This window comes from Mesorhizobium sp. M0491, assembly GCF_040321265.1.
GTDB lineage: Bacteria > Pseudomonadota > Alphaproteobacteria > Rhizobiales > Rhizobiaceae > Mesorhizobium.
The window spans coordinates 1-22,531 of record NZ_JAMYRE010000023.1; the positions used below are offsets into that span (position 1 = coordinate 1).

Annotated in this window: 25 protein-coding genes; 4 read left to right on the forward strand and 21 right to left on the reverse strand. The window is 62.4% G+C overall.

What is annotated here, in order from left to right; translation table 11 throughout:
• Window positions 1–182 precede the first annotated feature (182 nt).
• From NKI69_RS25725 to coxB, 13 genes are all read right to left on the reverse strand, one after another.
• Window positions 183–446, reverse strand: coding sequence for a ribbon-helix-helix domain-containing protein (locus NKI69_RS25725; RefSeq protein ID WP_023808601.1), 264 nt, complete (start codon window positions 444–446; stop codon window positions 183–185).
• Window positions 447–639: 193 nt separating this feature from the next.
• Window positions 640–1,170: a ribonuclease HI gene (gene rnhA / locus NKI69_RS25730; RefSeq protein ID WP_023808602.1), complete on the reverse strand. Its 531-nt coding sequence runs from the start codon at window positions 1,168–1,170 to the stop codon at window positions 640–642.
• Between the two features lie 10 nt (window positions 1,171–1,180).
• Window positions 1,181–2,143, reverse strand: a complete 963-nt coding sequence (locus NKI69_RS25735; protein WP_023808603.1) for a homoserine kinase — start codon at window positions 2,141–2,143, stop codon at window positions 1,181–1,183.
• A 5-nt stretch (window positions 2,144–2,148) separates the two neighbouring features.
• Window positions 2,149–3,159 carry a 4-hydroxy-3-methylbut-2-enyl diphosphate reductase gene (gene ispH / locus NKI69_RS25740; RefSeq protein WP_023808604.1) on the reverse strand — a complete coding sequence of 337 codons (1,011 nt, stop codon included), beginning with the start codon at window positions 3,157–3,159 and terminating at the stop codon, window positions 2,149–2,151.
• A 71-nt stretch (window positions 3,160–3,230) separates the two neighbouring features.
• On the reverse strand, window positions 3,231–3,986 hold the full coding sequence (locus NKI69_RS25745) for an SURF1 family protein (protein WP_023808605.1): 756 nt from the start codon (window positions 3,984–3,986) through the stop codon (window positions 3,231–3,233).
• Window positions 3,983–4,369: a DUF983 domain-containing protein gene (locus tag NKI69_RS25750; protein ID WP_023808606.1), complete on the reverse strand. Its 387-nt coding sequence runs from the start codon at window positions 4,367–4,369 to the stop codon at window positions 3,983–3,985. The genes NKI69_RS25745 and NKI69_RS25750 overlap by 4 nt, the downstream gene beginning before the upstream one ends.
• Window positions 4,370–4,389: 20 nt before the next feature.
• Window positions 4,390–4,881: a L,D-transpeptidase family protein gene (locus NKI69_RS25755; protein WP_023808607.1), complete on the reverse strand. Its 492-nt coding sequence runs from the start codon at window positions 4,879–4,881 to the stop codon at window positions 4,390–4,392.
• 92 nt (window positions 4,882–4,973) lie between these two features.
• Window positions 4,974–5,855: a cytochrome c oxidase subunit 3 gene (locus NKI69_RS25760; protein WP_023808608.1), complete on the reverse strand. Its 882-nt coding sequence runs from the start codon at window positions 5,853–5,855 to the stop codon at window positions 4,974–4,976.
• A gap of 1 nt (window position 5,856) precedes the next feature.
• Window positions 5,857–6,489, reverse strand: coding sequence for a cytochrome c oxidase assembly protein (locus NKI69_RS25765; RefSeq protein WP_023808609.1), 633 nt, complete (start codon window positions 6,487–6,489; stop codon window positions 5,857–5,859).
• Entirely contained in the window at window positions 6,489–6,653 is a 165-nt protein-coding gene (locus NKI69_RS25770; RefSeq protein ID WP_024503613.1) for a cytochrome c oxidase system small membrane protein, read from the reverse strand. Before NKI69_RS25770 ends, NKI69_RS25765 begins: the two co-directional genes overlap by 1 nt.
• Entirely contained in the window at window positions 6,650–7,594 is a 945-nt protein-coding gene (locus tag NKI69_RS25775) for a heme o synthase (RefSeq protein WP_023808610.1), read from the reverse strand. Before NKI69_RS25775 ends, NKI69_RS25770 begins: the two co-directional genes overlap by 4 nt.
• A 75-nt stretch (window positions 7,595–7,669) precedes the next feature.
• Window positions 7,670–9,322: a cytochrome c oxidase subunit I gene (gene ctaD, locus NKI69_RS25780; RefSeq protein ID WP_023808611.1), complete on the reverse strand. Its 1,653-nt coding sequence runs from the start codon at window positions 9,320–9,322 to the stop codon at window positions 7,670–7,672.
• A gap of 38 nt (window positions 9,323–9,360) precedes the next feature.
• A complete protein-coding gene (gene coxB, locus NKI69_RS25785; RefSeq protein ID WP_031212224.1) occupies window positions 9,361–10,260 on the reverse strand; it encodes a cytochrome c oxidase subunit II in 900 nt (299 codons plus the stop codon).
• Window positions 10,261–10,636: 376 nt separating this feature from the next.
• Between coxB and NKI69_RS25790 the strand changes: the two genes are divergently transcribed.
• A complete protein-coding gene (locus NKI69_RS25790; RefSeq protein WP_023808613.1) occupies window positions 10,637–11,191 on the forward strand; it encodes an invasion associated locus B family protein in 555 nt (184 codons plus the stop codon).
• 157 nt (window positions 11,192–11,348) lie between these two features.
• On the forward strand, window positions 11,349–12,761 hold the full coding sequence (gene tldD, locus NKI69_RS25795; RefSeq protein ID WP_023808614.1) for a metalloprotease TldD: 1,413 nt from the start codon (window positions 11,349–11,351) through the stop codon (window positions 12,759–12,761).
• Window positions 12,762–12,957: 196 nt separating this feature from the next.
• Here the strand turns inward: tldD and NKI69_RS25800 are convergent, their stop codons facing one another.
• Together NKI69_RS25800 and NKI69_RS25805 are read right to left on the reverse strand one after the other, a co-directional pair.
• Window positions 12,958–14,199: a class I SAM-dependent RNA methyltransferase gene (locus NKI69_RS25800; RefSeq protein ID WP_023808615.1), complete on the reverse strand. Its 1,242-nt coding sequence runs from the start codon at window positions 14,197–14,199 to the stop codon at window positions 12,958–12,960.
• A complete protein-coding gene (locus NKI69_RS25805; protein ID WP_128302488.1) occupies window positions 14,196–14,960 on the reverse strand; it encodes a TlyA family RNA methyltransferase in 765 nt (254 codons plus the stop codon). The genes NKI69_RS25800 and NKI69_RS25805 overlap by 4 nt, the downstream gene beginning before the upstream one ends.
• A gap of 325 nt (window positions 14,961–15,285) precedes the next feature.
• On the opposite strand from NKI69_RS25805, the gene NKI69_RS25810 reads away from it, so the two are divergent.
• Entirely contained in the window at window positions 15,286–16,281 is a 996-nt protein-coding gene (locus NKI69_RS25810; RefSeq protein ID WP_023808618.1) for a sterol desaturase family protein, read from the forward strand.
• The gene (locus tag NKI69_RS25815; RefSeq protein ID WP_502900200.1) at window positions 16,278–17,429 is read left to right on the forward strand and encodes a GNAT family N-acetyltransferase; all 1,152 of its coding nucleotides are present in this window, start codon (window positions 16,278–16,280) and stop codon (window positions 17,427–17,429) included. The genes NKI69_RS25810 and NKI69_RS25815 overlap by 4 nt, the downstream gene beginning before the upstream one ends.
• Window positions 17,430–17,518: 89 nt before the next feature.
• Here NKI69_RS25815 and NKI69_RS25820 read toward each other — a convergent pair whose 3' ends face one another.
• The 6 genes from NKI69_RS25820 to NKI69_RS25845 form a co-directional block, all read right to left on the reverse strand.
• On the reverse strand, window positions 17,519–17,812 hold the full coding sequence (locus NKI69_RS25820; RefSeq protein WP_023808620.1) for a hypothetical protein: 294 nt from the start codon (window positions 17,810–17,812) through the stop codon (window positions 17,519–17,521).
• Window positions 17,813–17,960: 148 nt separating this feature from the next.
• Window positions 17,961–19,874, reverse strand: a complete 1,914-nt coding sequence (gene dxs / locus NKI69_RS25825; RefSeq protein WP_023808621.1) for a 1-deoxy-D-xylulose-5-phosphate synthase — start codon at window positions 19,872–19,874, stop codon at window positions 17,961–17,963.
• 130 nt (window positions 19,875–20,004) lie between these two features.
• The gene (locus NKI69_RS25830) at window positions 20,005–20,925 is read right to left on the reverse strand and encodes a pirin family protein (protein ID WP_352550848.1); all 921 of its coding nucleotides are present in this window, start codon (window positions 20,923–20,925) and stop codon (window positions 20,005–20,007) included.
• Window positions 20,926–20,964: 39 nt separating this feature from the next.
• Window positions 20,965–21,231: a DUF2277 domain-containing protein gene (locus tag NKI69_RS25835; RefSeq protein WP_027035955.1), complete on the reverse strand. Its 267-nt coding sequence runs from the start codon at window positions 21,229–21,231 to the stop codon at window positions 20,965–20,967.
• A 111-nt stretch (window positions 21,232–21,342) separates the two neighbouring features.
• Complete coding sequence (locus NKI69_RS25840; protein ID WP_127268720.1) at window positions 21,343–21,594, reverse strand: exodeoxyribonuclease VII small subunit; 252 nt, start codon at window positions 21,592–21,594, stop codon at window positions 21,343–21,345.
• Window positions 21,595–21,597: 3 nt separating this feature from the next.
• Window positions 21,598–22,524: a histone deacetylase family protein gene (locus tag NKI69_RS25845; RefSeq protein ID WP_127290880.1), complete on the reverse strand. Its 927-nt coding sequence runs from the start codon at window positions 22,522–22,524 to the stop codon at window positions 21,598–21,600.
• Between the last annotated feature and the right edge of the window lie 7 nt (window positions 22,525–22,531).

The following is a 22,531-nucleotide window of genomic DNA, read 5'->3' on the forward strand; positions in this document are numbered from 1 at the left end:
TGGCCTCCAATCCAGCCAGCATCTTGAATCACAAACATCCGGCTTTGGGAATCCTACGATTCTCTCAAAATAGGAATCGCTCTAGTTGATCATAATAGCGATCGGCCGCTCGTATGTTTTCGCTGCCTATCATCACGTAGACGTCGATGAGGTCCGCCTTGGCCGCGGGTGACCAGACCAGCCTAACGGTCATTCCGCGAGGCTTCCGCCAGCCTTCGCCGAGCTTCCTTTCGCAACGCGTCGAAATCCACAGGCTCCGGCCTCCCACTTGCCTTGCCTTCATCCCACAGGTGCCTTAGCCGGCGGATATCGTCGTGCCGAAGTTCACGCTTGGCCAGCCAATCCCGCACCGCTTCACGCACAATCTCGCTTGCGGTGGCATACTCGCCCGCCTCGACAGCCTCACGCATCACAGCTGCTTGTTGCGGGGTCACAGCCACGCTCATTTTTCTACGTTTGCCACGCCCGTTTCCTTATCGCATTTTGCTCTATGGTAGGAAATATTACTCCCTCCGTATTCTGGAGCAACTGCGACGCCACCAAAGGCCTTACGTCCGCTGGACGCTGGTCAAGGCAGCCTGTCGTCGGCCGTCAACCGTTGATAACGCGATGCGCGCCTAGCCGCGCCGCTCCGGAAATTCAATAGCTCTGGGTCGAGCGCCGCACTTTCGCGATTGCCGGTTGTTTGGCCGGCGCAGCAGGCTTTGGCGCGGCTGCAGGCTTGAACGGACCTTTCTTGAACGGTGCCATGCCTTCACGCGCAAGCTCGTCGGCGCGCTCGTTCTCGACATGACCGTCATGGCCCTTGACCCAGTTCCAGGTGACCTTGTGGCGCTTGTTGGCCTCGTCGAGCGCCTGCCAGAGTTCACCGTTCTTCACAGGCTTCTTGTCGGCGGTCTTCCAGCCGTTCTTCTTCCAGCCGTGGATCCACTTGGAAATACCGTCCATGACATACTTGCTGTCGGTGTGAAGGTCGACCGTGCACGGTTCCTTCAGCGCGTTCAGCGCCGAAATGGCGGCCAACAGTTCCATGCGGTTGTTGGTCGTCTCGGCTTCGCCGCCGGAAAGCTCCTTGGTGGTGCCGTTGAAGCGCAGGATCGCGCCCCAGCCGCCGGGGCCGGGATTGCCCGAACAGGCGCCGTCGGTGAAGATCTCAACCTGTTTGCTCATGATACTCATATCAGGCCAATCCATATTCCGAAGACGATTTGATCGCCCGGTGGAACCGCATCCTTCTGATGTATTCGGTCGGATCGCGTTTCATCACCAGCCCGCCATCGGGAACGGTCAACCAGTCGTACAGCCGGGTCAGCATGAAGCGCAACGCCGAACCGCGCGCCAGCATCGGCAGCGCAGCCTTTTCCTGGTCGCTCAGGGGCCGGAGGCTCTGGTAGCCGGCGAGCAGCGCCTTGCCCTTGGTGAGATTGAAGGAAAAATCCTTCTCGAAGCACCAGGCGTTGAGACAGGTGGCGACATCGTAGGCGTAGAGGTCGTCGCAGGCGAAATAGAAATCGATCAGGCCGGACAGTTTTTCGCCGAGGAAGAAAACGTTGTCGGGGAAAAGATCGGCATGGATGATGCCTTGCGGCAGGTCTTTGGGCCAGTTGCGCTCGAAATCGGCAAAGTCGGCATCGACCTCGGCGGCCAGACCCGGCTCGACCTCGTCTGCGCGATCGCGCGCTGCATCCCAGAGCTTGCGCCAGCCGTCGATGGCCAGGGCATTCGGACGCGTCATCGAAAAATCGGCGCCGGCCAGATGCAATTGCGCCAGCGCCTTGCCGACCTCGGCGCAATGCGTTGCTGTGGGCCGCCGCAACGAAAGCCCTTCCAGGAAGGTGATGATGACCGCCGGCCGGCCGGCGAGCGTGCCGATGACGCTGCCGTCATGCGCGGTCACCGGCAGCGGGCAGGACACGCCCTTGTTGGCGAGATGGCCCATTAGCCCCAGGAAAAACGGCAAATCCGCCTTTTCGACGCGCTTCTCATAGAGCGTCAGGATGTAGGAGCCGCTGGAGGTGTGCAGCAGGAAGTTCGAGTTCTCGGTACCTTCGGCGATGCCCTTGTAGGACAGGAGATCGCCGACCGGATAGTGCTTCAGGAATGCGCCGAGTTCGCCTTCCGCAACGTCGGTGTAGACCGCCATGTGGCTTACGCGGCTCCATTGACGAAGGCCATGTCGGCCCGCGTCAGTTCGACATCGCGCAATACCCGCATGACCGGAAAATCCTCCGTTTCCGTGGCCGTGATGGCCAGATCGATCGTGACATCGAAGCGCTGCCGGAACGCGTCGATGATCTCGTCGACGATGATTTCGGGCGCCGACGCGCCGGCCGACAGGCCGAGCGTCGAGATGTTGCCGATGTCATTCCACGGAATCTCGGCGGCGCGCTGCACGAGAAGCGACATGGTGGCGCCTGCACGCTCCGCGACTTCGACAAGTCGTCGCGAATTGGAGGAATTCGGCGCGCCGACGATCAGATAGAGATCGGCGCCCGGCGCGGTGTCCTTGACGGCTTCCTGGCGGTTGGTGGTGGCATAGCAGATCGATTCCGCCGCCGGTGCCTGCAGCGCCGGAAAGCGATCCTGCAAGGCGCGGATGATGCCGGCGGTGTCCTCGACCGACAATGTGGTCTGGGTAACGAAGCCGAGCGCCTGCGGATCGGCGGGCGAGAGCTTTGCGGCATCGGCTTCGGTTTCGATCAGCGTCACCGCTCCGTCCGGCAGCTGGCCCATGGTGCCGATCACCTCGGGATGGCCGGCGTGACCAATCAACAGCACATGACGGCCGAGCCGCTGATGGCGCATCGCTTGCTTGTGGACCTTCGACACCAGCGGGCAGGTGGCATCGAGATAGAAGAGATTGCGCGCCTTCGCATCCGCCGGCACCGATTTCGGCACGCCATGCGCCGAGAACACGACGGGCGACTGCCGATGTTCGGCCGGTATCTCGGAGAGTTCCTCGATGAAGACGGCGCCAAGGCTTTGCAGCCCCTCGACGACGTAGCGGTTGTGCACGATCTCATGGCGGACATAGACCGGCGCGCCATATTTCTTCAGCGCCAGCACGACGATCTGGATGGCACGGTCGACACCGGCGCAGAAACCGCGCGGCTGGCAGAGCCGGATCGTCAGAGGTGGTTTGGTGGTTGTCTGAAGCATTAAATCCGGGCCGGTTGATCAAAGCCGAAATGAGGTGCGCACCCCTGCCCTGTCAAGGGCATCAGCCGCGTTCATTCGTCTTTCGCGGGACGGCGAAGCCGCAGGATGAGCACGGCTGCGAGCGCCGCGGCAAGCCCGTACCAAGTCATCGCATATTGCAGATGGCTGTTCGGGAGGTCGATGATGGTGACGCCGCCAACCGGCAAGCCGCCCGGGTTTGGCGTCTTGTCTGCGTCGATGAAGATCGGCACCAGCGCGGCGCCCGCCGGCAGACCGGCGCTCGCAGCCATCACGTCGCGGTCCTTCCAGTAGAAGATGTTCTTCGCCACGTCGTTGTCGGGCAGCATCATCGACGGCTTCGCCGGCAGCGGGTTGCGGGCCAGCCCGGTCACGGTCACTCTGCCAGTCACCTGTCCCTTGGCGCGCTTGGCGGCGTCCTTCAGATCGTAAGGCACGAAGCCGCGATTGATCAGGACGAAGCGGCCGTCGTCGAGCGCCAGCGGCGTGTAGACATTGAAGCCGGCGTCACCTTCCCAGGTTGCGTAGAAATGGCGTTCGCCTTGATGCAGGAACGTGCCGGTGACGGTAACCGGCGTATAGTCGACATCCCCGGTGGCGGCGAACTCTTTCTCGACCGCAACCAACGGCAAGGGCGCCGAATGGGTACGCTGGTCGATGGTCTGCAGAAGGCCTTCCTTCCAATACAGGCGCTGCACTTGCCAGGTGCCGAGCACCAGCAGGATCAGGAACAGCATAAGGCCAAGGCCGAGCAGCAATGCCGATCGCGGTCGCGAACGACCGTCAGTTTTAACGGAAGCCTCGCTCATTCGCCGCGATCCAGCCGGCCCTCGGCCGCTTTGTTGCGGTATTGCAGCGTCAGCAGCACGCCCTTGATCAGCCGCAGCGCCGTCAAGCACAGCACGACAGCCAGCGGAATCCAGACCAGCAGATGCAGCCAGAGCGGCGGGCTGAGCGTGACTTCTACCCAGAGCGCCAGGCCGACGATGATAAAGCCGATGATCAGGATCACGAACACCGCCGGCCCGTCGCCGGCATCAGCGTAGGAATAATCGAGGCCGCAATTGACGCAGCGCTTGCCGACGGTGAGGAAGCCGGAGAACAACCGCCCCTCGCCGCAACGCGGGCAGCGGCCATGCAGGCCGGCCGAGATCGGATCGATCGGCGGCCAGATCGCCCTGTCTTCACTCATGGGAGCGTCGTCGCTCATGCTTACCGCTCGATCTCGATCGGTGTGCCATCGGCCACCATCGCCCAGATTTCGTCCATATCGGAGTCCGTAACCGCAATGCAGCCGTCGGTCCAGTCGACCAATTGAAGCAGCCAGCCCCACCAGCCATAACCATTCGGTTGGCCGTGGATCATGATCATGCCGCCCGCGTCGACATTGCGCGCCCTGGCGGCCGCCAGATCGTCGGTGTTGGGGTAGGAAATATGGATCGACCTGTGCGCGATGCTGTTCGGGTTCCGCCAGTCGAGGACATAGTTCCCCTCGGGCGTGCGTTGATCGCCCTCCTGGTGCTTATGCCCCACAGGATCGCCGCCGAGTGCGATGCCGTAGCTGCGCAGGATCTTGCCGTAGCCGATGAGTTCCAGCCGGCGTTCGGCTTTGTGGACACGCACCAGATCCACCTTCTCGCCGGCAAAGGCCGGGAGTGCCGCGATCATCAATGCGCAAATGGCCCGGAAAATTGTCAGCCGCATCGGCTATCGATCAGCGATCATTGCGCCAAAAAGAAGAAGGCGGCCACGTTGCCGCGGCCGCCTTCTCGAAACGAAAACTCCTCAGGCCAGGATCAGTGGCCCTCGATCACCGCGCCAACCGATCCCCAGACGTAGATCGAGGCGAACAGGAAAAGCCAGACCACGTCGACGAAGTGCCAGTACCAGGCGGCCGCCTCGAAGCCGAAATGCTGCTTGGGGGTGAAATCACCCTTCATCGCCCGGATCAGGCAGACCAACAGGAAGATGGTGCCGATGATGACGTGGAAACCGTGGAAGCCGGTCGCCATGAAGAAGGTGGCGCCATAGATGGAATCCTTGAAGGCGAACGGAGCATGCATGTACTCGTAGGCCTGCACCATGGTGAACAGCATGCCGAGGCCAACAGTCAGCACCAGGCCGTTGATCAGGCCTTTGCGATCGCCATGGATGAGCGAATGGTGCGCCCAGGTCACCGTGGTGCCGGACAGCAGCAGGATGACGGTGTTGTAGAGCGGCAAATGGAAAGGATCGAGAACTTCCATGCCCTTCGGCGGCCAGACACCGCCGGTAAACGCGGTGCGGGCATATTGCTGGGCTTCGCTCGGAAACAGGCTGGCATCGAAATAGGCCCAGAACCAGGCAACGAAGAACATCACCTCAGAGGCGATGAACATGATCATGCCGTAGCGCAGATGCAGCGACACGACACGCGTGTGATGGCCCTCATGCGCTTCCTTAATGGTGTCCGACCACCAGGCGAACATGGTGTAGAGGATGATCACGAGGCCGATGAAGAACAGCCATGGATTGGCGATGTTGAAGCCGAAGATCGGGAACGAGCCGCCCTTCAGGTACTCCATCAGGCAGACGCCGCCAAAGGCGGTGACAAGTGCGCCTACCGATCCCAGGAAAGGCCACGGGCTCGGGTCGACGAGATGATAGTCATGCTGTGGTTTTGCGTGCGCGTCTGCCATATCAACCCCCGAGATTTGCTTCGGTATTCGAAATTGTCTTGCTGTTGCCCTCGGCCGGCTCCGAGGAGGCGACCGGCTTGGTCTTCTCGACCGGGAACATCGTGTAGGACAGAGTGATCGTCTTCACGTCCTTGAGCTCCGGCACATTGACGATGTCGGGGTCCACGTAGAACAGCACCGGCATGTCCAGCGTCTCCCCGGGCTTCAGCGTCGTGTCGGTGAAGCAGAAGCACTCGACCTTGTTGAAATAGGGACCTGCCAGTTCAGGCTGCACGTTGAAGGTAGCGCGGCCGGTCACGGGACGATCGAACTTGTTGGTCGCCTGATAGTGCGCCTGCACGGTCTCGCCGATCTTCATCGTCATCGAGCGCTGGACCGGCTGGAACTCCCACGGCACGCCAGCGATGTTGGCATCGAAGCGGACAGTGATCTCGCGGTCGAGCACGCGGCCGGCATACTGCTTCTCGGCACGTTGCGTCGTGCCGCCATAGCCGGTGGCCTGGCAAAACATTTTGTAAAGCGGCACCGCGGCATAGGCCATGCCGATCATGCCGGTGAAAAAGGCGAGGCAGACAGCCGCGACGATGACGTTGCCGTTCTTGCCAGCCGTTTTTTTTGAGGTCTCGACGCTCATCACATCGTGCCCAGATTGTGGCCGAACTTCACGATCGTCGCGATGTAGAAAATGACCACCAGCAGCGCCAGCGCCACACCGATGGCGATAGAACGGCTGCGCTGCGCCTTCTTCTGACGCTCGGTCAACGTGACGGTCTCGAGCTTTTCCTCGATCATGGTCATGCTCCACCCATGGCAAGCGCGCGTTCGACAACGCTGTCGGCCAGATAGGCAGCGAAGATGGCGAAGAGGTAAAGCAGCGAATAGGCGAACAGGGCCTTGGCCGGTTTCATGACGCCGTCATCGTCGGCCATGCCAAGCACTTTCCACGCGTACCAGACAAAACCGACTCCCAGAAGCAGGGCGGCCACGCCATAGAACGGCGTGGTGTAGCCAAGCAGCCACGGCAGCACGCCGACCGGGGCCAGCACCAGCGCATAGGCGAAGATCTGGCGGCGGGTCGAAGCGTGGCCGGCGACGTTGGGCATCATCGGAATGCCGGCCTTGGCATAGTCCTCGGACTTGAACAGCGCCAGCGCCCAGAAATGCGGCGGCGTCCACAGGAAGATGATCAGGAACAGGACAATGCTTTCGAGGCTGACTGTCCCGGTCACCGCGGCCCAGCCGATCACAGGCGGAATGGCGCCGGCGGCGCCGCCGATGACGATGTTCTGCGGCGTCCAGCGCTTCAGCCACATCGTGTAGACGACGGCGTAGAAAAAGATGGTGAAGGCAAGCAGCGTCGCCGCCAGCCAGTTGACCAGTACGCCGAGCGTCATCACCGACAGCACCGACAGCACCAGCCCGAAGGTCAGCGCTTCGTGCGGCTGGATGCGACCGGCCGGGACCGGGCGGGTGGCGGTCCTGGTCATCACGGCATCGATGTCGGCATCGTACCACATGTTGAGCGCGCCGGAGGCACCAGCACCTATTGCAATAGCCAGGATGGCGATCACCGCCAGCAGAGGGTTGATGGTCACGGGTGCGGCGACAAGGCCGACAAAGGCGGTGAACACCACCAGCGACATGACGCGCGGCTTCAGCAGCGCGAAGAAATCGCCCGCCGTCGCTTCCGACATGCGAAAGCCCGCTTCGTCAATCAATGGGTCGTCGACAAGGGCCATGCGTACTTAAGTCCATCATCCGTTGGCCAAAACCGCCGGCGGACCGGCGGTTTCGTATTCGAGCGGGCAGCCGCCTTACTTGATTTTCGGCAGCTGTTCCCACTGGTGGAAGGGCGGCGGCGAAGGCAGCTGCCATTCGAGCGTCGTTGCGCCCTCGCCCCATGGGTTGGCGCCGGCGATCCGCTTCTTCTGGAAGGCCTCGAACACGCCATAGAGGAAGATCAGGACGCCGATGGCCGAGATATACGAGCCGATGGACGACACATAATTCCAGCCGGCAAACGCATCGGGGTAGTCGATGGTGCGGCGCGGCATGCCGGCGAGACCGAGGAAGTGCTGCGGGAAGAAGATCAGGTTCACGCCGACGAAGGTGACCCAGAAGTGGGTGTTGGCGATGACGGGCGAATACATGTAGCCGGTCATCTTCGGGAACCAGTAGTACCAGCCGGCGAAGATGGCGAACACCGCGCCCAGTGACAGCACGTAGTGGAAGTGGGCAATGACGAAATAGGTGTCATGCAGCGAGCGGTCGAGGCCGGCATTGGCCAGCTGGACGCCGGTGACGCCGCCGATGGTGAACAGGAAGATGAAGCCCAGCGCCCACAGCATCGGCGTCTTGAACGAAATCGACCCGCCCCACATCGTCGCGATCCAGGAGAAAATCTTCACGCCTGTCGGCACCGCGATGACCATGGTGGCGAAGACGAAATAGCGCTGCGTGTCGAGCGACAGGCCGGTCGTGTACATGTGGTGCGCCCACACGATGAAGCCGACGGCGCCGATCGCCACCATGGCATAGGCCATGCCGAGATAGCCGAACACCGGCTTCCTCGAGAAGGTCGAGATGACGTGACTGATGATGCCGAAGCCCGGCAGGATCAGGATGTACACTTCAGGGTGACCGAAGAACCAGAACAGGTGCTGGAAGAGGATCGGGTCGCCGCCGCCGTCGGGCGCAAAGAAGGTGGTGCCGAAATTGCGGTCGGTAAGCAGCATGGTGATGCCACCGGCCAGAACCGGCAACGACAGCAGGAGCAGGAAGGCGGTGATCAGCACCGACCAGGCAAACAGCGGCATCTTGTGCAGCGTCATGCCAGGCGCGCGCATGTTGAAGATGGTGGTGATGAAGTTGATGGCGCCGAGGATCGACGACGCACCGGCAATGTGGATCGACAGGATCGCCAGATCCATGGCCGGCCCGGGCTGGCCCGAGGTCGAAAGCGGCGGATAGAGCGTCCAGCCGCCACCGACGCCAAAGGCGCCCGGCGCGCTCGGCACGAACATCGAGGTGAGAAGCAGGATGAAGGCCGGCGGCAACAGCCAGAAGGAGATGTTGTTCATGCGCGGGAACGCCATGTCGGGCGCGCCGATCATGATCGGAACCATCCAGTTGGCGAAACCGCCGATCAGCGCCGGCATGACCATGAAGAAGATCATGATCAGGGCGTGCGCGGTGGCGAAGGCATTGTACATGCTCTTGCCGCCGTCGATCGCGGCGTCACCGTTCATGCCATAGACCATCTGCGCCAGGCCGCTGAAGATTTGGATGCCAGGCTCCTGCAGCTCCATGCGGATGGCGACCGACAAGGCACCGCCGATGATGCCGGCCATGATCGCGAAGATCAGGTAGAGCGTGCCGATGTCCTTGTGATTGGTCGAATAAACCCAGCGGACCCAGCCGTGATAAGGCTTGTGGTCATGCCCGTCGTGAGCTGCAGCGTCTGCCATGTTCCGCTCCGTTCCCTAAATCTTGCTAACCCGCGGCATCAGTTGCCGGCGGCCGCTACCTTGTTCTGGCCGTCGACCTCGGCCATCAGCGTCTTGTTGGCGCCGGGCAGATCGGTCTTGGCTGCCGCCAGCCAGGTCTTGAACTGCGCATCGGAGACGACGCGGATGGCGATCGGCATGAAGGCATGATCCTTGCCGCAGAGCTGCGAGCACTGGCCGTAAAAAATACCTTCCTTCTCCGCCTTGAACCAAGTCTCGTTGGTGCGGCCCGGAATGGCATCGATCTTGATACCGAACGACGGCATGGCAAAGGAGTGGATCACGTCGGTCGCGGTGACGAGCACGCGGGTCATGGTGTTGACCGGCACCACCAGTTCGTTGTCGACGGCCAGCAGGCGCGGATAGACCTTGCGGTCCTCCTTGCCGGCGCCGGCCCGATCACCGTCCTGGAGGATCGCGGAGTTGAAGGAGAGCGTGTTTTCGGTCTGGTACTCGTAGTCCCAGTTCCACTGGTTGCCGGTCGCCTTGACGGTCAGCTTTGCTTCTTCCGGCGGCGTATATTGCGCGGTCAGCAGCTGGAACGAGGGAATGGCGATGAGCAGCAGGATGACGACTGGCCCGATCGTCCAGATCAACTCGATCCACGTGTTGTGGCTGGTCTTGGACGGAACCGGGTTGGCGCTCGCGCGGAATCTGACGATGCAGTAGGCGAGCAGAAGCAGCACCAGGATGGTGATCGGGACGATGAACCACATTGTGTAGTTTCCGAACCACTCGATCTGCCGCATCATGTCGGTCGCCGGCGCCTGGAAGGTTGTCTCCCAGTTCTTGGGCTGGTCGGCATGGGCGGATGCGCCGGCGAAAAACGTGATAGCGGCACAAGCACTTAGAAACTTGGCACTTGCTGGAACCTTGGCGTTTGCCAGGAAATTTCTCATCGCCCTCATCGTCTCCCAGTTCCTCGCTGCGGTACTCACGAGAATAACGAACAATGCCGGGACGGGAATCCCGACAGTTTCAAGCTGGTTCAAACCATACTCTTTTTCCCTCCGCAAGAAAGGAGCGGACGAAACCGTGCGGCATTTTTGCGCGCAAGCCCGGATGTGCCTTTGGCGGCAGCCGCGGCAGCACCGAATCGCCTACAGTGAGCCCGCAGCAGCATTCCCGCGGGCCGCACGTGCCGAACGTCGCAATTCGGGCGAAATTGGCAGGGAAAAGCGCCCTATTGGCTTTTTCGGGGCAGACCTGGTGCGGTCTCGTCCTTTACTTGGCTTTGGCGCGGCTTAAAGTGCCGTGATTCGCAATGGAGCCGTCATGAATTACTGGCTTTCGAGAAACTCTCGGTTTTCGAGAAACTGGGCGAAGGTCATCTTTCTCGCCGCCCTGTCTGGCATCGGCTTGTCCGCGATCGTGTCCGGCACGGCCAACGCCGCGCAGCCGAGCGGCACCGTGCGCTCGACGCATGGCGCATGGTCGATCATCTGCGACACACCGGCCGGCGCCACCTCGGAACAATGCGTGATGATGCAGAACGTCGTCGCCGAGGACCGTCCCGAGATGGGATTGTCGGTCGTGGTGCTGCGCACCGCTGACAACAAGGCGGAGATCCTGCGCGTGCTGGCGCCGCTCGGCGTGCTTTTGCCCAACGGGCTCGGCCTCAATGTCGACGGCAAGGATATCGGCCGCGCCTATTTCGTGCGCTGCTTCCAGGACGGCTGCTATGCCGAGGTCATTCTCGAAAAGCCGCTTCTCGACACGCTGAAGACCGGCACGTCGGCCACCTTCATCGTCTTCCAGACCCCGGAAGAAGGCATCGGCATCCCGGTCGACCTCAAGGGTTTTGCCGACGGCTTCGCCGCGCTCCCCTGACAGCCCGGCGACATCACCGACTTCATCAACCAGAAGTGACATCGGCGGGCTGCTGGCAAACCGCTTTTGTCTTCACAATGCGGCAGAACGATTGTCTCGGCGCACCTTCGCGCCTACATCGTGGCAAAGACCCATTCCTCCTGTGAACGGACGCGCCATGAACAGCCTGATCGGCCAATTCGACATTTCAGACGATCGCATCAAGCAGATCGTCGCTGAGACCATCAACGGCGCCGATGACGGCGAGCTGTTCCTCGAATATAGCGAGAGCGAAGCGCTGATGTTCGACAACGGCCGGCTGAAGACCGCCAACTTCAACACCGACCAGGGTTTTGGCCTGCGTGCGGTTGCCGGCGAAGCCAGCGGCTATGCCCATTCCAGCGACCTCTCCGAAGCTTCGCTGCTGCGCGCGGCCGATGCCGTTTCAACCGTCAAGGGCGGTTATTCCGGGACGCTTGCCGCCGCACCCGCCCGCACCAACCGCCATCTCTATGGCGAAGAGAACCCGATCCCCTCGCCTTCCTTCGAGGCCAAGGCAAAGCTCTTGCAGGAAATCGATGCCTGGCTGCGCGCCGAGGATCCGCGCGTGCGGCAGGTTTCGGCATCGCTCGCCGCATCCTGGCAGCATGTCGAGATCGTGCGCGCTGATGGCCAAATGGTGCGCGACATCCGCCCGCTGGTCCGCATCAACGTCTCCGTCGTGGTCGGCGATGGTGACCGCCAGGAGAGCGGCTCCTACGGCATGGGTGGCCGCAAGGCGTTTGGCGAATTCCTGGTCGAGGGCAGCTGGAAGCACGCCGCCAAGGAGGCGCTCAGGCAAGCTCTGGTCAATCTCGAGGCCATACCGGCCCCGGCCGGCACTTTCGACATCGTCTTGTCCAGCGGCTGGCCGGGCGTCATGCTGCACGAGGCCGTCGGCCATGGGCTGGAAGGCGATTTCAACCGCAAGAAGACCTCGGCCTTCGCCGGCCTGCTAGGCCAGCAGGTCGCCGCCAAGGGGGTGACCGTCGTCGACGACGGCACGATGCCCGAGCGGCGCGGCTCGCTGACCGTCGACGACGAAGGCACGCCTTCGGCCCGCAATGTGCTGATCGAAGACGGCAAGCTGGTCGGCTACATGCAGGATCGCCAGAACGCCCGGCTGATGGGCATGAAGGCAACCGGCAACGGCCGTCGCGAAGGCTACGCCCACCAGCCGATGCCGCGCATGACCAACACCTACATGACATCAGGCGACATGGAGCCGGACGAAATCATCGCCTCGGTCAAGAACGGCATTTATGCTGTCTCCTTCGGTGGCGGCCAGGTCGACATCACCTCTGGCAAATTCGTGTTCGGCTGCACCGAGGCCTACATGATCGAGAACGGCAAGGTGACGCAGCCGATCAAGGGCGCGATGCTGATAGGCAACGGCCCGGACGCCATGCACCGCGTGTCGATGATCGGCAACGACATGAAGCTCGACACCGGCATCGGCATGTGCGGCAAGGCCGGACAGGGCGTGCCCGTCGGCGTCGGCCAGCCGCATCTGCGCATGAATCAGATGACGGTCGGCGGCACGCGGGTCTGATGCGATGGCCACTGGAGAAAAATCCGTTGCCTCCAGTCAACCGCCGATCAGCTCACACGGCCTGCTCCGGTCTTTCCCCCAACGCGACCCGAGGATGTGTTCGGGTCGCTGCCCAACAGAGGCAAGTCGAAAACATTGAGAGAAATAGAAACGGGCGTGCTCGCGGAAGCACGGCGTCGCCAAACCAGCGAATGATCTACCGCCTCTTCTTCGGCTTCTCCAGCAGCGCCACTGCCTCGACATGCGGCGACCACAGGAACTGGTCGATCGGGGTGACGCTTTTCAAGGTGTAGCCACCGTCGAGCAGGATGCGCAAATCCCGCGCGAGCGTCACCGGATTGCAGGACACCGCCGCAACGTAGGGAACATCCGAGCGGGCGATCTGCTTCGACTGGTCCTCGGCGCCGGCGCGTGGCGGATCGAACACCAGGCCGTCGAACGCATTCAACTCCTTGAACGTCAGCGGCCGGCGGAACAGGTCGCGGCGTTCGCCCGTCACCCGCTTCAGGCCAGTGGCGAAACGCGATCCACGGTCGAGGGCCGAAAGGGCTGCCGCATCGCCCTCCACCGCATGGACTTCCGACTTCGCGGCCAGGCGCAGAGCAAAACTGCCGCAACCGGCGAAAAGATCCGCCACCTTCTTGGCACGCTTCAGATGCCCGCCGACGATATCGGCCATCGCCTGTTCGGCGGCCTCGGTTGCCTGCAGGAACGCGCCCGGGGGCAAGGCTACAGCGACGCTGCCGAACATGACCACCGGCTTCCTCGGCTCGATGATGATTTCGTCATCGATGGACAGCCTGGCAAAGCCCTGCGCCATGACGAAATTGGCAGCGATGCGGCGCTGATGCTCCCCCAGCTTGCCGGATTCATGAACCGCGACATCGAGACCCGAACCGGTCACGGTGACCGCCAGCCGGAACGATTTGGTGGTTGCGCAGACCAATTCGGCGAGCGCCTTCAACCGATCGAGCGAAGCGACGATCTCCGGCAGCGAGATCGGGCATTCCGATATGGCGATGATCTCTGGCGACAGATGGCGATGGAAGCCGAGCAGCATGCCTGTATCGGTGCGGCGGGCGGCAAGCACGACACGGCGGCGCGTCTGCGGCGCGCAGGCGACCAGGTCACCGATCTCGCAATCGATGCCTTTGCCCTTTAGGATGTGCGCCACCTTTTCGCGTTTCCACTGGCGATAGGCTTCGGCTTCGAAATGCTGGAGCGCGCAACCGCCGCATTCGGTGAAATGGTGGCAGGCGGGATCGATGCGCAGCGGCGATGATTCCAGCACCGCCATCAGCATGGCGCGATCCCTTTCGCGCGCGGCGGTAACCGTTTCACCGGGCAGTGTGAAGGGAATGAACAGATCCCCTGTCTCGGTCTCGGCGACACCGTCGCCCTGAGCGCCAAGTTTCCTGATGCTGAAGCGCGCGCTCATCGGTCCTTGATCCCACCGAGCAGGAATTCGCGATTGCCGTCGCCGCCCTCGATCGGCGACAAATGCAGGCCCAGCGAGCGCCAACCGGGAACGGAGTCCAGCCAATCCTGCAGCAGGCCGGCGACACGAGAGGCGTCGTAGGGATCTTTCAACAGACCACCCTTGCCGATCGCATCACGGCCCGCCTCGAATTGCGGCTTGACCAGAAACATGGCCTTGGCGCCAGCCTTCGCCAGACCAAGCGCCGGCGGCAGCGCCAGTTTCAGCGAGATGAAGCTGACGTCGGACACGATGAAATCCGGAATACGCCCGCTGAGATCGGCAACAGCGAGGTCGCGGGCGTTCAGTCCTTCGATCACCGTCACACGCGGGTCGCCGCCGATATCAGGATGCATCTGGCCATGACCGACATCGACCGCGGTGACATGGGCCACGCCGCGCTCGAGCAACACCTGGGTGAAGCCGCCGGTCGAGGCGCCGATGTCGAGCGCTTCACAGCCGGCAGGGTCGAGGCCGAAATGATCGAGCCCACCGATCAGCTTGAGTGCCGCGCGCGACACATAGCCTTGCGCCGGATCATCGATGGTAACAAGGCATTGCGGCAAAACGCTCTGGCCGGGCTTGCGCGCAATGACGCCGTCGACGGTCACCGTGCCACGCTCGACCGCGTCGCGGGCACGTGAGCGGCTGGCAAACAGCCCGCGCTGGACGAGCAGGTCGTCGAGCCGCTGGCGTGCGCTGGCTGGCAAAGGCGAATTCATCGGCCTTCATGGCGAAAGCCGACGACGATGGCAAGAGCGCCAGATGGAAGCATTTCGTCTCCCGTTCCATCGTCACACCCAGCATCTTGCACCGTGACGATGGTGAGGCGTTCCGTCCCGCCGACCATCCTTATGAATATCCATGCGTTACGCCCGTTGAGACGGATGACCGCCGAAGCATGGGGTCTCGCCGCCTGCGGATAAATACCAAACACCTAGAAAGCCTCATGATTTCTTAACCAATTTTCATCGCATTTGCTTGAGGACTTCAATGTTATGACCGCGACGACCGGAAAACCCGGATGGAGAGGCGGCAACCTTGGAAATGGCCAGCGATATCGTCTACAAGGTTCTTGACCGGATTTCCGGCGCCGGCCTGCTGGCGACCGGACTTCTGTTGCTGACTGCTTTGGTCAGCGCCCTGGTCGCCTACTGGCGCACGGTCGAGAAAAAGAGCTGGAAAGAGTTCTTCGAGTTCGCAGTCCCGCATGAGGTCATCACGCATCCCTCGGCGAAAGCCGACCTTTTGTTCTGGGTGACGCGGAAGGCGCTGATGCCATTCCTCATGCTGCCCGCCGGCGTCGTCTTCGTCAGCGCCGTCGGCTATGCGACGAACTGGTTGCTCTCCACGCTGCTGGCAATCCAGCCGCCCCTGATCAAAGGACCGGCAGGGCCGGTGACGGTGACGATCTTCACCATCACCATGCTGCTTGCCTACGACATTTCGTACTATCTCTATCACGTCGCCCAGCACCGCTACCCGGTGCTCTGGGAACTGCACAAGGTCCACCATTCGGCCGAGGTGATGGTCGGCATCACCAAGGATCGCGTCCACCCGCTCGACGAATTGATGAACCGGGCCTGGGACGGCGTCATTCCCGGCATCTGCTTCGGGATCTGGTCGCTGGTGTCGCTGAACCTCGTCGAGCTGACGGTCTTCGGCGTCAACGTCTACATCATACGCAACATCCTGATGATGGATTTCGTCAGGCACACGCATTTCAAGATCTCGTTTGGACCATTGAACAATCTGATCCTGTGTCCGCACTGGCATCAATTGCACCACAGCACCGACCCGCGCCACTACGACAAGAACTTCGGGCTGCTCTTCTCGTTTTGGGATCGGCTCTTCGGAACGCTATGCGTTCCCAGACCCGACGAGGACTTCAAGTTCGGTTTGATCGAACGCAACGTGCGCGACTACCAGTCGCTCGCAGGCCTCTATGTTCTGCCGCTGAAGCGGATGTGGCGGCAGATCGCCAGACATTTCCGCACCGACAAGCCCGAGCCACAGCAATCGCCGCAAGGGGGCAAGCCATGAACGGACCCGCCGTGTTCCGGATGCCGCGAACGCACCGGATCGAAATTGCGACGTCGTCAGCGCGACTGGCAGAAATCGCGCCCGCCTGGGCAGCGCTCTGGCAACGCGCCGGCGGCCTCGTTTTCCAGCATCCCGACTGGATCTCGGCCTGGTGGCACACCACACCGCATCAGGACCGCCGCGGTCTCAGGATCGGCATGGTCTGGAGCGGCGAGCGCCTCGAGGCCGTCATTGCGCTCGCGACCTTCTGGCGCTCGGGCATCCGTATGCTGGAGTGGGCGGCGAAAGATCACTGCGACTATGGCGATGTCCTGCTTGCTCCCGATGCCGAGCCACAGATCCTGCCGCAACTCTGGCAACATATCCTCGACGATGGCGGCTTCGATCTTGCCTACCTCAATCGTCTGTTGCCCGATTCCCGATTCCGGACCCTGCTCGGTCCCGCCGCCCCAGGCCAAGACAATATCTTGCAGCCAAGCCACCGCAGCGAGGTCAGCTATCGAGTTTCCGGCGCCGGGCAACGCGGCGCACAATGGTTTGAAAGCCAGTCGAAAAAAACCCGGCAAAACTATCGCCGTGGCTACAAATTCATGGAGGAAGGCGGCGCGCTGCGTTTCCGCCTGATGGACGCGCACGAAGCCCGCGAGCCGGTGCTGGAGCGCGTCGCGGCACTGAAGCGGGTATGGCTTGCAAAACACGGCCGCGTTTCGGACCTCTTCGACGAAGGTTCCCCCGCGCTGGCGGCACTCATATCCGTTCTGGCCAAGCTTGGATTGCTGCGCATCTTCGTGCTCGAACGCGAAGACGAGATCATCGCCATATCGATCAATTTCGAGCAGCATGGAACGATGATGGCTTTCGTCACCACCTATGATCCGGCCTTCGAACGGGCCTCGCCAGGCATGGTCTTGATGATGGATTACATCCAGTGGTCGTTTGACCGGGGCTTGACCACGATCGATTTTCTCTGCGGCGGCGAGGATTTCAAGCGCCGCTTTGCGACGCATTCGGTGACCTTGTCGTCGGTGGTGGGTGGACGAAACCTGCGCGGACGCCTAGCCGCCCTGGCAGACCGCGCCCGCCACGCGGCGCAATCCTGGCGCCCCGAGAAACCGGCGCAGCAAGCGGAGTTGGTTGCGGCGGAGTAGCATTGCCAGCGCCTTCTTAGATCACCCGCACAGCGGCAAGCACATTGAAACGATCGGGCAATCCCGATCAAGGCTTGCTGCTCTCCAGCTCAGAATACGCTTCGCGGAACCGGACGCTCGACGGCTGGAGACAACCCATCCTCACGCCCTCCTGAAGCTTGCTCGCGTGCAGGCTCGATGGCAACCGCAGGCGCGGAAACAGGGGCCGGCAGAACCACCAGTTGCGGCACCTGCTTGAATGAAAAGCCGCCGCGGATGTCGCCCATCTTGCCAGCGATGATGCCCATCGCCGCCTTTTCGAGGCTGCGATCATAGCGCGTTTCGGCTGTGGCCGGCGCGACGATGACGGCGCAAAGCGCTGCACCGCACAGAAGCGTTTTCATTGTTGTTGTCTCCCTGCCTGATCACGATCTAGCAGGGCGCCATTGAAAAACGGCCAACAGACACGGTAAGCAAAGCGCCAAACGTCAGCGTAAACAACGCGTTAAGATCGTTGGCCGGCAAACCGATTCAAGTCATTGAGACTTTGATTCAGGCGCGCTGGGCGTGGACTGTGTGCCCGAGTGCCACGAACACGGTGCGCACGATGCCGGCAGCATCGAGCCCGGCATCGGCATACATCTTTTCCGGCTTGGCGTGGTCGGTGAACGCGTCGGGCAGTACCAGCGGGCGCACCTTCAGGCCGCTTTCCAGTAGGCCTTCATGGGCGAGGAACTGCAGCACGTGGCTGGCGAAGCCGCCGACTGCGCCCTCCTCCACCGTCACCAGCACCTCATGCGAGCGGGCCAGCCGCCGGATCAGATCCTCGTCGAGCGGCTTGGCGAAACGGGCGTCGGCGACCGTCGTGGACAGCCCGGCAGCCCCTAGCTCCTCCGCGGCGATCAGGCAATCCTGCAGCCGCGTGCCGAAGGACAGCAATGCAACCTTGGTGCCCTCCTTGACGACGCGGCCCTTGCCGATTTCGAGAACCGAGCCGCGCTCCGGCATGTCGACGCCGACGCCGTTGCCGCGCGGATAGCGGAAGGCGATCGGGCCGTCATCATAGCTTGCCGCGGTGCGCACCATGTGGCGCAGCTCCGCCTCGTCGGCGGCGGCCATGACGACGAAACCCGGCAGTGTCGCCAGGAAGGTGGTGTCGAAGGCGCCGCAATGGGTGGCGCCATCGGCGCCGACGAAGCCGGCCCGGTCAATGGGAAAGCGCACCGGCAATTTCTGGATGGCGACGTCGTGGACGACCTGGTCGTAGGCGCGCTGCAGGAAGGTGGAATAGATGGCCGCGAACGGCTTGTAGCCTTCGGTGGCAAGGCCGGCGGCGAAGGTCACCGCGTGCTGTTCGGCGATGCCGACATCGAAGGTGCGCGACGGGAACGCTTCACCGAACAAATCGAGGCCGGTACCGCTCGGCATGGCTGCGGTGACGGCGACGATACGGTCGTCCTCGCGGCCCTCCTGGACCAGGCTTTCGGCGAACACCTTGGTGTAGGCCGGTGCGTTGGCTGGCGCCTTGGCCTGCGCGCCGGTGATGACGTCGAACTTGTTGACGCCGTGATATTTGTCGGCAGCGGCTTCGGCCGGCGCATAGCCCTTGCCCTTCTGGGTGACGACATGGATGAGCACCGGGCCTTCGCCATTGTCGCGGACGTTTTTCAGGACCGGGATCAGATGCTCCAGATTGTGGCCGTCGATCGGGCCGATGTGATAGAAGCCGAGTTCCTCGAACAGCGTGCCGCCGGTGACGTAGCCGCGTGCATGCTCGACTGCCCTTGTGATCGCACGATCCGCGCGCTTGCCGAGATAGGACGTCAGTTTCTTGCCGAAATCGCGCAGGCCGATATAGGCCTTGCCGGAGGCCAGCCGCGCCAGATAGGCGCTCATCGCGCCGGTCGGCGGCGCGATCGACATGTCGTTGTCGTTGAGAATGACGATCAGCCGTGCATCGAGCGCGCCGGCATTGTTCATCGCCTCATAGGCCATGCCGGCAGACATGGCGCCGTCGCCGATGACGGCAATGACGTTGTTGCGGCCGCCGGAGAGATCGCGGGCGGCGGCCATGCCGAGGCCGGCCGATATCGACGTCGAGGAGTGGGCGGCGCCAAAGGGATCGTACTCGCTCTCGGCGCGGCGGGTGAAGCCGGACAGACCGCCTTCCTGGCGCAGCGTGCGGATACGGTCGCGGCGGCCGGTCAGGATCTTGTGCGGATAGGCCTGGTGGCCGACATCCCAGATCAGCCTGTCATCGGGGGTGTTGAAGACATAGTGCAGCGCCACTGTCAGCTCGACCACGCCAAGCCCGGCGCCCAGATGACCACCCGTGCGGGACACGGCGTCGACCAGCTCGGCGCGAAGCTCGGACGCCAATTGCGGCAGTTCACTTTCGGCAAGCGTGCGCAGGTCCGCCGGGATGCGGACCTTGTCGAGAAGCGGCGTATGCGGCGTTGCGTTCACGGTGCTCGGGCTTTCGGTTGATGGGCGAATAGGCCGCCGGCCGGCGAAAGTAAATGTGTGTCAGTGACGCGGATCAGGCCCTAGTCTTTTGTCTATGCATTTCGTTCTGCCACTTTTGGGTGACAGGGCATCAGCTTTCCGGCAGCGGAATAAACTCTTCCTCGTCTCCGGGAACGATGTCGAAGCGGCCCGTCTTCCATTCCTCTTTCGCCTGTTCGATGCGCTCCTTGGACGACGAGACGAAATTCCACCAGATGTAACGCTTCGAACCAAGAGAGGCGCCGCCGAACAGCATGAAATGCGCCCCGGTCTGCGACGACACGACGATCTCGTCACCGGGACGGAACACCAGCAGCCGTTCGGCTGGGAATACATCACCCGAAATTGAGACCTCGCCTTCCAGCGTATAGATGGCGCGTTCTTCCGCATCAGCAGGGATTTTCACGCTGGCGCCGGGCGCCAGGCGCAGGTCGGCGTAGAGCGTCTCCGTGTCGGCCCTGACCGGGGACCGCAGTCCCTGGAAATCGCCGATGATGAGGCGCCCGTTGACGCCTTCGGCTTCGATCTCGGGAAGCCGAAGCGCTGCGGTATTCTCGAAAACCGGAGCCACCTCTTCCTTGTCGTCCGGCAGAGCCAGCCATGTCTGCAGGCCGGATACCGACATCGGCGCGCCACGCAGTTCCTCCGGCGTACGCTCCGAATGGACGATGCCGCGGCCGGCGGTCATCAAATTCACGTCGCCGGGCTGAATGACCATTTCGGTGCCGAGTGAATCGCGGTGCCGGATCTTGCCGTCGAACAGATAGGTGACCGTCGACAGGCCGATATGCGGATGCGGACGGACATCCAGTGCCTGACCGGCGCGCAGGATCGCGGGACCCATGCGGTCGAAGAAGATGAACGGCCCCACCAGCCGCCTTTTTGCCGTCGGCAGGGCACGGCGCACCTGAAAACCGCCGATATCCTTGGCGTTGGGTATGACCATCAATTCGATCTGATCGCTGGCGAAGGCATCGCCTGCCTCAGGGTCTTTCCCGGGGAAGAAGCTCATGGACTCTCCTTGTCGGTGGTCGAAGGCCGCCTGGCCGCATCAGGCAAAGCGGATCGCCGCCTTTGCCCGCAGCTTGGCCGCCACCTCTTCGCGATTACGCGGATGCTGGTGGGTTTCCAGGGAATCGAGCAGTTCGCGCGCCGAGGCGGCGATGGCTTCGACGGCATGGTCGAAGGCGTGCTGGTTCTGCTTCGAGGGTCGCGTGGTTCCGCTCAGCTTGCGGACGAACTGAAGAGCCGCGTCGCGCACCTCGTCATTGGTTGCCGGCGGATCAAAATTGAACAGGGTCTTGATGTTTCTGCACATCGCTTCCGTATCTCCTCTTGTCCTTGAGCTGTTTCAATCGGAACGAGTTATATCCTCGATCATGATCATGTCCAAAAACCGGTGAGGCGAGGCCATCGTTCGGACCGAGCCTCAATCCGCGTCGAGTGGCTCCGTTCCAACCGGCTTGCCGTCGCGCGACAGCCTGATCTTCTCGACCTTGTCCTCGGCGGCCTTCAGCAGCCGGTCGCAATGCGCCTTCAGCGCCTCACCACGCTCATAGATCTTGATCGACTGGTCGAGCGGCACGTCGCCACGCTCCAGATCATCGACGATCTTCTCCAGCGCATCGAGTGCCTGCTCGAAGCTCATCGCCTTGACGTCTTCGTTGGTCTCATCGGCCATCATTCATCCTTTCATCAGTCGCCCGACATGGGCGGCGACCGAAAATGCCAATCCCTGCAGATCGTAGCCGCCCTCGAGCAGGCTGACGAGCCGGTTGCCGCTGTGGCGTGCCGCGCGCTGCATCAGCTGGCCGGTCGCCCAGTCGAAATCATCCTCGGTCAGATTGATCTCGGCCAGCGGATCGCGGTGGTGCGCGTCGAACCCCGCCGAAATGATGATCAGGTCGGGCGCGAAATTGTCGAGCGCGGGCAGGACGCGCGACAGGAAGGCATCGCGAAACACTTCGCTGCCGGTCTGCGGCGCCAGCGGTGCGTTGACGATGTTGCCGGCGCCCGTTTCGGTCTTCGCTCCGGTGCCGGGATAAAGCGGCATCTGGTGTGTCGAGCAATAGAGCACCGACGGATCGTCCCAGAAAATATCCTGCGTGCCATTGCCGTGATGCACGTCCCAGTCGACGACGGCAACGCGCTCGACACCGTGTTTCTTCTGCGCATAACGCGCCGCGATCGCCGCCGTGTTGAACAGGCAAAAGCCCATCGCCGTGGTCTTTTCGGCATGATGGCCGGGCGGCCGGGCGGCGACGAAGACGTTGTCGGCGCGGCCCGAAAAGACATCATCGACGGCGGCGTTGGCGGCGCCGATCGCGGTGATCGCCGCTTGCCAGCTCTTCGGGCTGGCAGTGGTGTCGGCATCGATGCGGGCAATCCCCTCGTCGGGGATGGCGGCGCGCACGCGGGCGACGAAATCGGCGGGATGCGCGTAGAGGATGGTGGCCTCGTCGCCTTCCGGCGCCTGAATACGATCGAGCCCGGCAAAGGCTTCGTCGTCGAGCACGCGCTCGATGGCGCGTAAGCGGTCGGGCCGCTCGGGATGTCCGGGCGGCGTGAGATGCTCGAGGAAGATCGGATGGGTGTAGAGACGGGTGGTCATCGTCCTA